Genomic DNA, 13,429 nt, shown 5'->3' on the forward strand with positions numbered 1-13,429 from the left:
ATGGTCCTGTCTCTGGGCGCGCTTGTCCAGTGTCCGGAGGTCGCCGCCCAATAATCTTGATCAAGATTATTGAGCCCAAGGATTTTAATTAAAATCCTTGGGTCCGGCGCTCAACTCAGCGCGGTGTCACAGCGGGCGCAGGTCGCGTCATGCGAGTGGTTGCCCACGTCGGGCAGGATCTTCCAGCAGCGCTGGCACTTGGTCCCTTCGGCCTTGGCGAAGACCACCGCGACACCCGACGTCTCGGGCAGGCGGTAGGCGTCGTCCGGGGCGGGATCGCCGGTGATCGTCACATCCGAGGTGATGCAGATATCCTCGAAGCTCACCGATCCCAGCGCCGCCCGTGCGGTGTCGCTGTCCACATGGACGACGGGGGCCGCCTCGAGCGAGGCCCCGATAACCTTCCCGGTGCGCTGCACTTCCAGCGCCGCGGTGACCACGCGCCGGACCCGCCGGATTTCGGCCCATTTCGCCGCCAACGCATCGTCGCGCCAGTCCGCGGGGGTTTCGGGCATGTCCTGCAGATGCACCGAGGTGTCGTCGCCGGGGAACCGTTCGAGCCAGACCTCCTCCATCGTGAAGACCAGCACCGGGGCCAGCCACGTGGTCAGCCGCTGGAACAGGATGTCCAGCACGGTGCGCGCCGCCCGCCGCCGCGCGGTATCGCCGTCGCAGTAAAGCGCGTCCTTGCGGATGTCGAAATAGAACGCCGACATGTCCACCGTGGCGAAGTTGAACAGCGCCTGGAACACACCCTGATAGTCATAGGCGGCGTAGCCCGTGCGCACCTTCTCGTCCAACTCGGACAGTCGGTGCAGCACCCAGCGTTCCAATTCGGGCATGTCGACCGGATCGACCCGATCGCCTTCGTCGAAATGCGCCAGCGCGCCCAGCATGAAGCGCATCGTGTTGCGCAACCGCCGATAGCTGTCGGCGACGCCTTTCAGGATCTCGGGACCGATGCGCAGATCGGCGGTATAATCCGACTGCGCCACCCAGAGCCGCAGGATATCCGCACCGTATTGCCGGGTCACGTCCTCGGGGGCCACGGTGTTGCCCACCGACTTGGACATCTTGTTGCCCTTCTCGTCGAGCGTGAAGCCATGGGTCAGCACGCCGCGATAGGGCGCGCGCCCCCGGGTGCCGCAGCTTTGCAAGAGCGAGGAATGGAACCAGCCGCGATGCTGGTCGGTGCCTTCGAGGTAGAGATCGGCGATCCCGTCCTCGGAGCCGTCGTCGCGGTCGCGCAGCACGAACGAATGCGTCGAGCCCGAATCGAACCACACATCGAGGATGTCGAAGACCTGATCCCATTCGGCAGGGTCGTGATCGTTGCCGAGGAACCGCTCTTTCGCGCCGGGCTTGTACCAGGCATCGGCCCCTTCCGCCTCGAACGCCGCAAGGATGCGGGCATTGACCGCGTCGTCGCGCAACAGGAAGTCCGGATCGGTGGGCAGCGCGCCCTTGCGGGTGAAGCAGGTCAGCGGCACGCCCCAGGCGCGCTGGCGCGACAGCACCCAGTCGGGCCGTGCCTCGATCATCGAATAGAGCCGGTTGCGCCCGGTCTGCGGCGTCCATTTCACCTGGTCGATGGCGGTCAGCGCGCGCGTCCGGATGGTGGTGCCCAGATCGTCCTGCCCGTCGCCGACGGGGCGGTCGATGGCGGCGAACCACTGCGGCGTGTTGCGGAAGATGATCGGGGCCTTCGAGCGCCAGGAATGCGGATAGGAGTGCTTCTGCCGCCCCCGCGCGAGTAATCCGCCAACCTCGACCAGCTTGTCGATCACCGCCTTGTTGGCCTTGTCTTCGCGGCCCTTGTGGTTGAACACGCGCAGCCCGGCGAAGAACGGCACATGCGGCAAAAACTCGGACTCCTCGCCGACATTGTGCGTCATCCGGTCCAGCCAGCCCCGCCTGAGGAAGCATTCGTAGTCGTCGGCGCCGTGGCTCGGCGCGGTGTGCACGAAACCGGTGCCCGCCTCGTCGGTGACATGTCCGCCGTCGATCATCGGCACATCGTAGTCCCAGAAGCCACCAGCCCCGTCGGCACCGCGCAGCGGATGCGCCAGCCGCAGCGTCGACAGCTCGTCCGCCGTGACGGTGCGCACACGCGTCCAGGCCCCGGGTTCGAGCCGCGCGCGCGTCAGCACGTCCTCGGCCAGCGTGTCGGCCAGCAGATAGCGGTCGCCCGGCGCCGCCCAGCATTCATCGGGGGTGCGCGTGACCTCATAAAGCCCGTAGGAGATGGCGGGGTTGTAGGCCACCGCCTTGTTCGACGGGATGGTCCAGGGCGTCGTGGTCCAGATCACCACCTTGGCGCCGTGGATCGCATCGGCCACAAGGTTCGAATCGGCCCCGGCGTAGTCGTCATCCTCGCCCTCGGCCATGGTCACATGCCCGCCATGCACCACCTCGAACGGCACCCAGATGGTGTGGCTCTGGTGTTCGTGATACTCGATCTCGGCCTCGGCCAGCGCGGTCTTCTCGACCGGCGACCACATCACCGGCTTCGAGCCCTGGTAAAGCGTGCCGTTCATCAGGAAGGTCTGGAAGTCCTCGGCGATGATGCGCTCGGCGCGGAAGTCCATCGTCAGGTACGGCTTGTCCCAGGTGCCGGTGACGCCCAGCCGCTTGAACTCGTCGCGCTGGATGTCGATCCAGCCCTCGGCGAACTTGCGGCACTCCTGGCGGAAATCGACGATGTCGACCTTGTCCTTGTCGCGCCCCTTGGCGCGGTACTGTTCCTCGATTTTCCACTCGATCGGCAGGCCGTGGCAATCCCAGCCGGGGATGTAGCGCGCGTCACGCCCCATCATCTGCTGTGCGCGCACGGTCATGTCCTTGAGGATCTTGTTGAGCGCGTGGCCGATATGCAGGTGCCCGTTGGCATAGGGCGGGCCGTCATGCAGCGTGAAAGGCTGGCGCGCGGCATCGGTGCCCGCAACGTCGGCGGCCTTGTCGCGCAGCCGGTCGTAGATGCCGATGGCTTCCCAGCGGGCCAGCCAGTCAGGTTCGCGCTTGGGCAGACCCGCGCGCATGGGAAAGTCGGTCTTGGGCAGGTTCAGCGTGTCTTTGTAGTCAGGCTGATCGGTCACGGTCTCGGCGCACATATGTGGCGTCCTCGGAATCAGGTGGTCTTGCGATGGGGGCGAGGGGCGGCGCGGCAGGGCAGACGCCTTTGTCCCGGCGAACCGTGTCTACGGCGCCGGGCATGTAATTCGATTGAGCGTCATGTACCGGGTCATCTTGTCCGGCGTTATAGGCAAGCCGGGAAAGATGGTCCAGTGCCGCCGGACCGCTAGCCCGAGGGGTGCACATGCGCGGTATGCGCCCGTCCCAACCGGGCGTTGATCCGCTTGCGAATGTGGCGGTGCAGGCGGATCGAGATCGCGACGGTGCCGAGCACGATGAAGAAGCCCTGGATCAGCGCCGCGGCCATGTTGAAATCCTGGCTGAGGCTGATCATCACCAACGTGGCGGCGGTGGTGTTGATGACGAAGTACAGGGTGCTTTCGCTCGACAGGATGCGCAGCGACAGCATCGAGTAGTTGGCGATGTAGGTCGCCACGCCAAGCAGCCCGGCGGCGCTGCAGATGTCCTGAAGGGTATAGTCGGAAAACGCAAGAAACATGAGGATTTCCCTTAAAAACAAGGGGTGGAAACAACAGATGAAACGTCAGTCAAAAAGTGTGTGACGGTCGAAAAAAACCCGACCGGACCCCGGTATCATGCCGCGACAGCGCCGTTCTGTCGAGACAGGTATACCCGACCCTGTGGGCCATGCGGGTCCGTGCCGCCCATCCCGCCCGACCCCGGGCGACGGGCGACGGGGCGAAGGTGCTCTGCCCCGGCATCGGCAGGTTGCAGCGCGACCCCGGTCGGCATCGGCGCGGGTTTGCCCACGATCCTGCACCAGGCATTTGGAACGGCGATTCCCGGCCCGTGGCCGCGGCGCGATCTGGCAGCTGTCAGCCGGATGCGGCGGCTTTTGAGGTGACGCGTGACCCGCGGGCACAAGATGGCATCCTGCTCCCCGGTGCCGGTGCAATTCCCGCCCGCGTTGCCGGCACGACCAGTGCAGATGCCATCATCCAAGGGAGAGGTCCAATGTCGCATCGCGACGAAATCGATCACGGCCAGAGCAGTCCGGATACCGATCACAGGCGCGACCCGCTGCGCGCCGCAGACCCGCCGCGCCGCCTTTGGGGCGGTATCGCCTTGGTGGTCGGGGCGGTGGTGCTGCTGGTGGTGGTGCTGGGTCTGGTGGGCAGCGGCGCGCCGGAGGATGCCGCCAGCCCCGACGCCGCCACCGGGCAGGTCGCACCGACCGCGGCACCCGACGTGCCCGCCGCCCCCGCCGAATATGACGGCGCGGCGGCGGCGCTTCCCCTCAGGGTGCGGTCTTGTCGCCGGAGCGGTCGAAAAGCCCGGTCAGCGACGTGGTGACGATGCGGCGCACCGAGGGGCGGCGCTTGCCCGAGAACGGCAGCGGGCGGCAGACCTCCATCGCGGCGACGCCGACCCGGGCGGTCAGCGCGCCGTTGACCAGACCTTCGCCAAAGCGGCGCGACAGCTTGGCCAGCAGGCCGCCGCCCAGGATCGGCTCGAGCATGTCGTCGCCCACCGCCACGGCACCGGTCGCCACCAGGTGCGAGAACACCGCGCGGGTCAGTCGCCACGATCCCAGCGTGCCGGACCGGCCGCCATAGATCTCGGCGATGCGGCGGATCATGCGCAGGTTCGACGACAGCGCCGCGGCGACATCGGCAAAGGCCAGCGGCACCAGTGCCGTGACCGCGGCGACCTGCCGCGCCGCCGCCTGCACCTCGGCGGTGGCGCGCGCATCGAGCGGGCCCAGCAGTTCACGCTCGGCCAGATCGAACAGCGCCTCGGCATCGAACACCTCGGCCTGGCGTTCGGCCAGTCTCTCGCGGCCCCATCTGGTGTCCTCGCGCGCGGCGTAGAGCGCGGACAGGCGCCCGGTCACATCGCGCGCGGCCTCGAGGCTGTTCTCGGCCAGCGCGTGATCGGCGGCGCGTTGCAGCACATCGAGCCGCCTGAGCCGCGCGAAGGCGGACAATTCCTTGATCACGATCAGCAGGGTGACCAGCAGGAACAGCGCGAAGAGACCCGCGACGGCCCAGCCGAGGATCGGGTTGGCGGCCACCAGCCCGGTGGCGAAGTTCCACGCGGCAACCGAGATGACCGTGGTCAGGATGAGCCCCGCAAGCGACCAGAACCAGCGCGCCAGACGCGACGGGCGGCGCGCGGCCAGGGTGGCGGCGGTGGTCATGGCCGCGCCCGTGGGCGGGGCATCCAGACCGTGATCCGGCACCGGCGGCGCGTCGGCGGGACCCGGGGCCGGGGGCGCATCCGCATCAAGCTCGATCAGGACGGGGCGTTTGCGGTCGCTCACAGGCGGTCTCCGATCAGGAATTCGGCGGCCCGGTCGAGACGGATATGCGGCGGTCCGTCGCCGGGGCGCAGCGACAGGGGGGCAGGGGCGAAGGACATGATGCCATAATCGCCCGCCAGCCAGTCGGTGGTGTTGCCGTTCAAGAGGTGGCGCGGATCCTGCGGCAAATCGCCGGGCCAGAGCGCCGCTTCGCGACCGGTCCCGAGCAGGCGGCCCCGCACGACGTCAAGCTGTTCGCCCTTGACGTCGCGGGTTTCCTCGACCGTGGCGCGCAGGCTGGCGATGGCCATGGCGCGGGTCTTGGCCCCGGCGAACTCGGCGCGGTCCGAGGCTTCGCGGGTCATCGCCTTCATCAGGGCGGCCAGCCTGTCGTGCTGGGTGTGGTGCAGGTGGTCGGCCTTGGTGGCGGCGAAGAGGATTCGTTCGACCCGCTTGCCCATCAGAAGCTGGGTCAGAAAGGCGTTCCGGCCGGGGCGGAAGGCACCGAGGATATCGGCCATGGTGCGGCGCAGATCGTTCAGCGCCTCGGGGCCCTTGTGGATTGCGCCCAGCGCGTCGACCAGCACGACCTGCCGGTCGATCCGGGCGAAGTGATCGCGGAAGAACGGCTTCACGACGCGGGCCTTGTAGGCCTCGAAGCGGCGTTCGAATTCGCGCCAGAGCGACTTGCGCGGTGCGCCCGGATTGGGCGGCAGCGGCGCGAAGGTCAGCACCGGTGAGCCGGCCAGGTCGCCCGGCAGCAGGAACCGGCCCGGGGTGCAGTCGGAATAGCCCTCGGCCCGGGCGGCGTGCAGGTAGGCGGTAAAGCTTTGGGCCAGAGCCTGCGCGCGCAGCTCGTCCAGCGCGGCCGCGCTGTCCTCGCCCTGAAGCGTCGCGCGGAAATCGGCGGCGCTGTCGCGGGTGTCGATCCGGGCCAGCGTTTCGGTCGACCATTCGGAAAAGGACGTGTCGAGCAATGCCAGATCGAGAAGCCATTCACCGGGATAGTCGACGATGTCGAGATGGATCGTGCGCGGGCCCTGCAGCCCGCCCAGAAGCCCGGTGGGCTTGACCTTGAGCGACAGCCGCAACTCGGAGATGGCGCGGGTGCTGTCGGGCCAGTGCGGGGTCTTCGCGGTCAGCGCCGCCAGATGCGTCTCGAAGTCGAAGCGCGGCAGGGTATCGTCGGGCTGAGGCTGCAGATAGGCCGCCGTGATGCGACCCTCGGCGGCGGCGGACAGCTGCGTCATGCGCCCGCGTTCCATCAGGTTGGCCACCAGCGAGGTGATGAACACGGTCTTGCCCGACCGCGCGAGCCCGGTCACGCCGAGCCGGATCACCGGTTCGAAGAAGGCCCCCGACAGCGTGTCGCCAACGCTTTCCACGCCCCGTGTGAGCCTGTCTGCAATCTCTCCGATGATCACGCCTGTTCCCGACCTTGCTGCCCTGTCATGTCAAGATAGGCGGTCGGGCGTGGCTCTGCCAGTGGGCAGGGCCTTGCCGGGGTGCCGCACATTCTCTATCGCCCCGGTCATGCCGCGATATGCTTTCAAAGTCGAATATGACGGTGCGCCGTTTTCGGGCTGGCAGCGCCAGAAGGAACAGCCCTCGGTGCAGGCGGCGATCGAGACGGCGCTGGCACGGCTTGAGCCCGGTGCACATGCCATTGCCGCCGCCGGGCGCACCGATGCGGGCGTGCACGCGCGCGGGCAGGTCGCACATGCGGACCTCGCGAAGCCCTGGGATCCGTTCCGTCTGCAGGAGGCACTGAACTACCATCTCAAGCCCGCCCCGGTGGCCATCCTCGCGGCGGCAGAGGTCAGCGGGGACTGGCACGCCCGGTTTTCGGCCCGCGAACGGCGCTATCTCTTCCGGGTGCTGAACCGGCGCGCGCGGGCCACGCTGGAGGCCGGACACGTCTGGCAGGTGTCGCGCAGGCTGGACGTTGAGGCCATGCGCGACGGGGCAGGGGCCCTGATCGGGCATCACGACTTCACCACCTTCCGGTCGACCATGTGCCAGGCGAAAAGCCCGGTAAAGACGCTGGACGCGCTGCAGATCGCCATGGTCGAAACCGATGCCGGGCCAGAGGTGCAGTTCCGCCTGCGGGCACGGTCGTTCCTGCACAACCAGGTGCGGTCCTTCGTCGGCACGCTGGTGCAGGTCGGGACCGGGGCCTGGGCGCCGGACGATGTGGCGCGCGCGCTGGCGGCGCGGGACAGGGCGGCCTGCGGACCGGTGGCGCCGCCGCAGGGGCTTTACCTGATGGGCGTGGACTATCCGGACGACCCTTTCGCCTGAGGCAGAGTGCGGGATTTGCGTTTTTTCAGAAAGGTGAAGTTGCGGGGGGCCGGCATCCTGCCCGGCGGCGCGCCCGGCGTGGCGGGATCAGGCGGCGCGTCGGGAGTTTCGGCAGGATGGCTTGAAGCGGCGGTCGCGGTCTCTAGGTCATCGGTGATGAAACATGCATTGATCATCGGCGCGTCGGGCGGAATAGGCTCTGCTGTGGCGCGGGAACTGGAAGCGCGCGGCGTCGCGGTCACCGGGGTGTCGCGGTCGGAGGGCGGGCTCGATGTGACCGACGAGGCCTCGGTCGCGGCGCATCTGGGCGCGCTGGAGGGACCGTTTGACCTGGTGTTCTGCGCGACCGGCGCGCTCGAGATCGACGGCGCCGTGCCCGAGAAATCGATCCGCGATCTCGATGCAAAGGCGATGCAGGATCAGTTCCGGCTGAACGCGATCGGTCCGGCGCTGGTGCTCAAGCACGCGATCGGGCTGGTGCCCCGGCGCGAGCGCGCGGTGATGGCGGTGCTGTCGGCGCGGGTCGGCTCGATCGGCGACAACCGGCTGGGGGGCTGGTATTCCTACCGGACGGCCAAGGCGGCGGTGAACCAGGTGGTACACACGGCGGCAATCGAATTTGCCCGCTCGCACAAGCAGTTGGCCTGCGTGGCGCTGCACCCCGGCACGGTCGAGACGGCGTTCACCGCGAAATACGCCGACAGCCATCCGACCGTCACGCCCGAGCATGCAGCGCAGCGGCTGTGCGATCTGTTCGCGACGCTGGAGCCCGAGCATTCGGGGCTGTTCTTCGACTATGCCTTCAAGGAGATCCCGTGGTGAGCCGCCTCGTCCTCGTGCTGGGCGACCAGTTGTCAGAAGAGCTTTCGGCGCTGCGCGAGGCCGACAGGGACAGCGATATCGTGGTGATGGCCGAGGTTGCCGACGAGGCGTCCTACGTGCAGCACCACCCCAAGAAGATCGCCCTGATCTTCGCGGCGATGCGCAAGTTCGCGGCGCGGTTGCGCGATGCCGGTTGGAATGTGCGCTACACGCGGCTCGATGACGCCGACAATGCTGGGTCCATCCCGGGCGAGCTGATGCGGCGGGCGGAGGAAACCGGGGCGAAAGAGGTCATCGCGACCCAGCCGGGCGAGTTCCGGCTGATTGCGCTTCTGAACGAAATGAACCTGACGGTGCGGCAGTTGCGCGACACCCGCTTCCTGACCGACCTGGGCTGGTTCGAGGAGTGGGCCAAGGGCCGCAAGTCCCTGCGGATGGAGTATTTCTACCGCGAGATGCGCAAACAGACCGGCTATCTCATGGAGGGTGACAAGCCTGCGGGCGGGCAGTGGAATTACGACCACGACAACCGCAAGCCCGCGCCGGACGAGATCGATTTCAACGGTCCGATGCAGTTCACCCCGGATGACACCGTCGAAGCGGTGTTGACGCTGGTCGAGGAGAGGTTCGGCGACGCTTTCGGCGACCTGCGACCGTTCTGGTTCGCCACCGATCAGGGCCAGGCGCGCCGCGCGCTGACCCATTTCGTCAAGCATGCGCTGCCCCGATTCGGCGATTTCCAGGACGCCATGATGAGCGACGAGAAGTTCCTCTATCACGGGGTGATCTCGGGCTACATGAATATCGGGCTTCTGGACCCGCGCGAGGTCTGCGATGCGGTCGCGGAGGCGTGGCAGGCCGGCGACGTGCCGATCAATGCCGCCGAGGGGTTCATCCGGCAGGTGATCGGCTGGCGCGAATACATGCGCGCGATCTATTTCCGCGAGGGGCCGGATTACCCGCGCCGCAACGCGCTCAATCATCAAAGGGGCCTGCCCGCGCTTTACTGGGGCGGGGAGACGAAGATGCGCTGCCTGTCCAAGGCCGTCGAGGAGACGCGGCAAGAGGCCTATGCGCACCACATCCAGCGGCTGATGGTCACGGGCAATTTCGCGCTGCTGGCCGGTATCGACCCGGCAGAGGTCGAGGAGTGGTACATGCGGGTCTATTTCGACGCCTTCGAGTGGGTCACGGCCCCGAATACGGTCGGGATGAGCCAGTTCGCCGATGGCGGCGTGGTCGCGTCGAAGCCCTACGTGTCGTCAGGGTCCTATATCGACCGGATGTCAGATTATTGCAGGGATTGCCACTACTCGGCCAAGACCAAGACGGGCGAGGGGGCCTGCCCGTTCAACCTGCTTTACTGGCACTTCATGGACCGGCACCGCGAGCGCTTCGCGGAAAACCCGCGCATGGGTCAGATGTACGCGACGTGGGACCGGATGAAGGACGACCGCAAGGAGACCGTGCTGCGCGAGGCCGACGCGTTCCTCGACCGGCTTTCGAAGGGCGAGGTGGTCTGAACCGATTCCGCATCGGGCGGTGCCCGTCTGCCAGCGGGGCAGCACCCAGCACGCCGCCGTAGCAGTCCGCATCGCGGCGAGGTCGCGACAGCGGAAGGCGATCTCGCCCAGGCCCCGGATTCGCAAGCCGGTCAATCCGCCGCCGCCAGTTCGGTGCGGATCTCGGCGCTTTGTTCCAGCGTGCGGTGCACCGGGCACTTGTCGGCGATGGCTTTCAGCTTGTCGCGCGTTTCGTCATCGAGGTCGCCCTCGAGCCGGATCGTCCGGTAGAAATGATCGACCTTCTGCGCACCGGCCGCCGCGTCCTCGGCATGGACCTTGTCATGATGCACATCGACCTCCACATGCACCAGATCGATGCCCTTGCGCCGGGCATACATGCGAATCGTCATCGCCGTGCAGGCCCCGAGCGCAGCCGCCAGAAGGTTGTAGGGGGTAAAGCCCAGGTCGGTGCCACCGACCGATGTCGGCTCATCGGCGACAATGTGATGCCGCCCGACGATGATGTCCTGCAGAAAACCCGAGGCGTCGTTTTCGGACACGCGCACGATGCCTTCGGGCGCGTCCGGGGGCGGTGCGGGGACCGGCAGATCGAGGTAGCGCGAGGCCCACGCGGCGATGACCGAGGCTGCGTATTCCGCGTCTTCGGGGCGCGAGATCAGATGGTCCGCCCCGTCCAGCGTCACGAAGCTTTTCGGGTGCCGTGCCGCCGTGAAGATCTGCGTGGCATTGGCGATGCCGACCTGGGCGTCGCGCGGCGCATGCATGACCAGAAGCGCGCGCTTGAGATTGCCGAGGATCGGCGCAAGCTCGGTGGCGGCCACGTCCCGGATGAAATCCCGCCCGATGCGGAACGGTCGCCCGCCAAGGTCGACCTCGGCGACGCCGTCCTGCTCGATCCGGTCGAGGGACGCCGAGAAGTTGTGGGTCACGTGTTCGGGGTCGAAGGGGGCCGCGATGGTCACGATGGCCTTGGCCGACGCGATCCGCGGTGCCGCCTTGAGCACTGCCGCCCCGCCCAGCGAATGCCCGATCAGCAGCGACGGGGCCATGCCGCGGTCTGCCAGCACCTCGGCGGCGGCAACCAGATCGCCGACATTCGAGGTGAAGGACGTGTGTTCGAACTCGCCCCCGGAATGGCCCAGCCCGGTGAAGTCGAAGCGCAAGACCGCGATGCCTTCGGCGGCCAGTCGCCCGGCGATCCGGCGCGCGGCGGCGATGTCCTTGCCGCAGGTAAAACAATGGGCAAACAGCGCCGTCGCCAGATGCGGCCCGTCCGGCAGATCAAGCCTGCCCGCCAGGGTTGCGCCCGACGGGCCCTCGAACGTCAGTCTTTCGGTCGGCATGATGCGTCTCCCTGGGGCGCGGCGGTGGGGGTGTGGGGTATCACGCCGCAGTAGGCCACAGATCCGCCGCCCGCGTCCGGCATTTCACCGCGTTCACGCCCTCCTGATTTCGGTGACGGATTTCAGCACGCGGTCGCCGTCGTCCTGTTCGATCAGGAAAGCGGGCTCGTTGACCGACGCATCGCGGCTCACTTCGGTGCCCTTGATGGTGCGGGTCACATCCTGGGTAAACCGCTCGACGATTTCGCCCTTGGCGGTGCCATCGCCCCAGTCCCATTCCACGCGGTCTCCGGTCGCCAGTCCCATTTGTCATGCTCCTTGTTGTGAGACAGGGAAACGTGGCGGCGGGCGCTGCGGTTCCGTGACAGGCGGGCGGGCTCAGTTTTCGGGCGCGGCTGGCGGTGCGGGTGTCTCTTCCTCGGCGTCCGGCGACGTGGTGGTGGCGGTGCCGCCGGTCAGCGCGCCGTTGATCCATTCGCCGCGCGCCTGCTGTCCGGTGGCATAGCGCATGGTGCCTTCACCCTGGCGCTTGCCGCCGACGAAGGTGCCCTCGTAGACGTCGCCATTGGCATAGGTCGCGACGCCCTGGCCCTCGATCTCGCCATTGACCCAGCCGCCGACATATTGAAAGCCGTCCGGCATCACGATGCGGCCTTCGCCGTGGCGCTGCCCGTCGAGAAACGCGCCGGTATAGACCGTGCCGTCGGGATAGGTCGCCTCGCCCTGGCCTTCGCGCTCGCCCTCGACCCATTCGCCGTCATAGCGGTAGCCGTCGGGATAGGTCATCACGCCGATGCCGTGGTTCTTGGCGTTCTGGAAACCGCCTTCGTAGATCAGGCCGTTGGCATAGACCGCGCGGCCCTGTCCTTCGATCACGCCATCGACCCAGTCGCCTTCGTAGATCGAGCCGTCGGGATAGGTGATCTTGCCCTTGCCATTGGCCAGATCGCCGCGGAACTGGCCCTCGTAGACCGACCCGTCGGGATAGGTCACGCGGCCCTGGCCCTCGATTTCGCCCGCGACCCAGTTGCCGGTATAGACATAGCCGTCCGCCCCCCGGAAAGTGCCCTGACCCTCGCGCTGATCGGCGACGAACGCGCCTTCGTAAACATCGCCATTGGCATAGGTCACGCGGCCCTGGCCCTCGCGGCGGCCCGCGACCAGTTCGCCCTCGTAGATGTCGCCGTTGGGCTGGGTCAGCTTGCCCTTGCCGTCGATCTGGCCGTCGTCCCACATGCCCTCGTAGACCAGCCCGTCGGTCATGATCAGCGTGCCCTCGCCGTCACGCTGGCCGTCGGCGACACGGCCCTCGTAGACCGAGCCGTCGGGATAGGTGATCTTGCCGCGGCCTTCCTTGGTGCCATTGATCCAGTCGCCCTCGTAGACATAGCCGCCCGGCGAGGTCATCGTGCCGCGCCCGTGATGCAGCGCGTTGCGGAACGAGCCTTCGTAGCGCACGCCGTTGGCATAGACCGCGATGCCCTGGCCGGTGATCTTGCCGTCGACCCAGGTGCCCTCGTAGGTGCCGCCATCGGCGAACACGATGCGGCCCACGCCGTCGGGTTTGCCAGCCTCGAAATCGCCGTCGTAGATCGAGCCGTTGGGAAAGCGCGCCACACCGCGCCCGCGAATTTCGCCCGCGACCCAGTCGCCGGTATATTCATAGCCATTGGGCAGCGTGTAGGTGCCGGTGCCGTGCTGGAGGCCATCCTTGAAGGTGCCCTCGTAGACGCCGCCATCGTCGTATTGCTTCGAGATGACCTCGCCGTCCTGGGCCTGTCCGCCGATCGGCCATGCCAGCAGCAGCGCGCCCAGCGCGGTGCCCATCCATGTCTTGCGTGCGTTGAACGTCATCCTGCCCTGTCCCGCCCTTGTTGGCCGCATCCCCGCGGGTGTTCGTGTGAAATTAGTCAACCAACCGCAGCGACACAACGCCTTTCGCCCAATCGGCGGAAGCCCCGCATCTTCGCGCATGCCCGGGCCTCTGTTCCTCCGGCTTCCCCTCGGGCGATGATCTGCTATGTCACCGGCAGGACTGGACA

General features: G+C 67.3%; 11 protein-coding genes. 4 read left to right on the plus strand and 7 right to left on the minus strand.

What is annotated here, in order from left to right; genetic code table 11:
- Positions 1-110 precede the first annotated feature (110 nt).
- Together ileS and ACXYMN_RS10480 are read right to left on the minus strand one after the other, a co-directional pair.
- Positions 111-3,110 (minus strand): isoleucine--tRNA ligase, encoded by a 3,000-nt coding sequence (gene ileS / locus ACXYMN_RS10475; RefSeq protein WP_459013572.1) that lies wholly within the window; start codon positions 3,108-3,110, stop codon positions 111-113.
- Positions 3,111-3,298: 188 nt separating this feature from the next.
- A complete protein-coding gene (locus ACXYMN_RS10480; protein ID WP_459013573.1) occupies positions 3,299-3,631 on the minus strand; it encodes a CBU_0592 family membrane protein in 333 nt (110 codons plus the stop codon).
- 476 nt (positions 3,632-4,107) lie between these two features.
- Between ACXYMN_RS10480 and ACXYMN_RS10485 the strand changes: the two genes are divergently transcribed.
- The gene (locus ACXYMN_RS10485) at positions 4,108-4,446 is read left to right on the plus strand and encodes a hypothetical protein (RefSeq protein ID WP_459013574.1); all 339 of its coding nucleotides are present in this window, start codon (positions 4,108-4,110) and stop codon (positions 4,444-4,446) included.
- Here the strand turns inward: ACXYMN_RS10485 and ACXYMN_RS10490 are convergent.
- Both ACXYMN_RS10490 and ACXYMN_RS10495 read right to left on the minus strand, forming a co-directional pair.
- Positions 4,391-5,416 carry a YcjF family protein gene (locus tag ACXYMN_RS10490; protein WP_459013575.1) on the minus strand — a complete coding sequence of 342 codons (1,026 nt, stop codon included), beginning with the start codon at positions 5,414-5,416 and terminating at the stop codon, positions 4,391-4,393. The two genes, ACXYMN_RS10485 and ACXYMN_RS10490, sit on opposite strands and share 56 nt — an antisense overlap.
- Positions 5,413-6,819: a YcjX family GTP-binding protein gene (locus ACXYMN_RS10495; RefSeq protein WP_459013576.1), complete on the minus strand. Its 1,407-nt coding sequence runs from the start codon at positions 6,817-6,819 to the stop codon at positions 5,413-5,415. The genes ACXYMN_RS10490 and ACXYMN_RS10495 overlap by 4 nt, the downstream gene beginning before the upstream one ends.
- Before the next feature lie 109 nt (positions 6,820-6,928).
- On the opposite strand from ACXYMN_RS10495, the gene truA reads away from it, so the two are divergent.
- From truA to ACXYMN_RS10510, 3 genes are all read left to right on the plus strand, one after another.
- Entirely contained in the window at positions 6,929-7,696 is a 768-nt protein-coding gene (truA, locus tag ACXYMN_RS10500; protein WP_459013577.1) for a tRNA pseudouridine(38-40) synthase TruA, read from the plus strand.
- Between the two features lie 156 nt (positions 7,697-7,852).
- Positions 7,853-8,518, plus strand: a complete 666-nt coding sequence (locus ACXYMN_RS10505) for an SDR family NAD(P)-dependent oxidoreductase (RefSeq protein ID WP_459013578.1) — start codon at positions 7,853-7,855, stop codon at positions 8,516-8,518.
- Complete coding sequence (locus tag ACXYMN_RS10510) at positions 8,512-10,041, plus strand: cryptochrome/photolyase family protein (RefSeq protein WP_459013579.1); 1,530 nt, start codon at positions 8,512-8,514, stop codon at positions 10,039-10,041. Before ACXYMN_RS10505 ends, ACXYMN_RS10510 begins: the two co-directional genes overlap by 7 nt.
- 131 nt (positions 10,042-10,172) lie before the next feature.
- Here the strand turns inward: ACXYMN_RS10510 and ACXYMN_RS10515 are convergent, their stop codons facing one another.
- From ACXYMN_RS10515 to ACXYMN_RS10525, 3 genes are all read right to left on the minus strand, one after another.
- Positions 10,173-11,387 carry a bifunctional alpha/beta hydrolase/OsmC family protein gene (locus ACXYMN_RS10515; protein WP_459013581.1) on the minus strand — a complete coding sequence of 405 codons (1,215 nt, stop codon included), beginning with the start codon at positions 11,385-11,387 and terminating at the stop codon, positions 10,173-10,175.
- A 93-nt stretch (positions 11,388-11,480) separates the two neighbouring features.
- Positions 11,481-11,693, minus strand: a complete 213-nt coding sequence (locus ACXYMN_RS10520) for a hypervirulence associated TUDOR domain-containing protein (RefSeq protein ID WP_459013582.1) — start codon at positions 11,691-11,693, stop codon at positions 11,481-11,483.
- Between the two features lie 72 nt (positions 11,694-11,765).
- Positions 11,766-13,214: an MORN repeat-containing protein gene (locus ACXYMN_RS10525; protein ID WP_459013809.1), complete on the minus strand. Its 1,449-nt coding sequence runs from the start codon at positions 13,212-13,214 to the stop codon at positions 11,766-11,768.
- Positions 13,215-13,429: the final 215 nt, after the last annotated feature.

Source organism: Roseivivax sp. CAU 1753, assembly GCF_054482575.1.

Coding starts and splice junctions, on each gene's coding strand:
- ileS (WP_459013572.1), bottom strand. CDS start 3,110: ATGTGCGCCGAGACCGTGACCGATCAGCCTGACTACAAAGACACGCTG.
- ACXYMN_RS10480 (WP_459013573.1), bottom strand. CDS start 3,631: ATGTTTCTTGCGTTTTCCGACTATACCCTTCAGGACATCTGCAGCGCC.
- ACXYMN_RS10485 (WP_459013574.1), top strand. CDS start 4,108: ATGTCGCATCGCGACGAAATCGATCACGGCCAGAGCAGTCCGGATACC.
- truA (WP_459013577.1), top strand. CDS start 6,929: ATGCCGCGATATGCTTTCAAAGTCGAATATGACGGTGCGCCGTTTTCG.
- ACXYMN_RS10505 (WP_459013578.1), top strand. CDS start 7,853: ATGAAACATGCATTGATCATCGGCGCGTCGGGCGGAATAGGCTCTGCT.
- ACXYMN_RS10515 (WP_459013581.1), bottom strand. CDS start 11,387: ATGCCGACCGAAAGACTGACGTTCGAGGGCCCGTCGGGCGCAACCCTG.
- ACXYMN_RS10520 (WP_459013582.1), bottom strand. CDS start 11,693: ATGGGACTGGCGACCGGAGACCGCGTGGAATGGGACTGGGGCGATGGC.
- ACXYMN_RS10525 (WP_459013809.1), bottom strand. CDS start 13,214: ATGGGCACCGCGCTGGGCGCGCTGCTGCTGGCATGGCCGATCGGCGGA.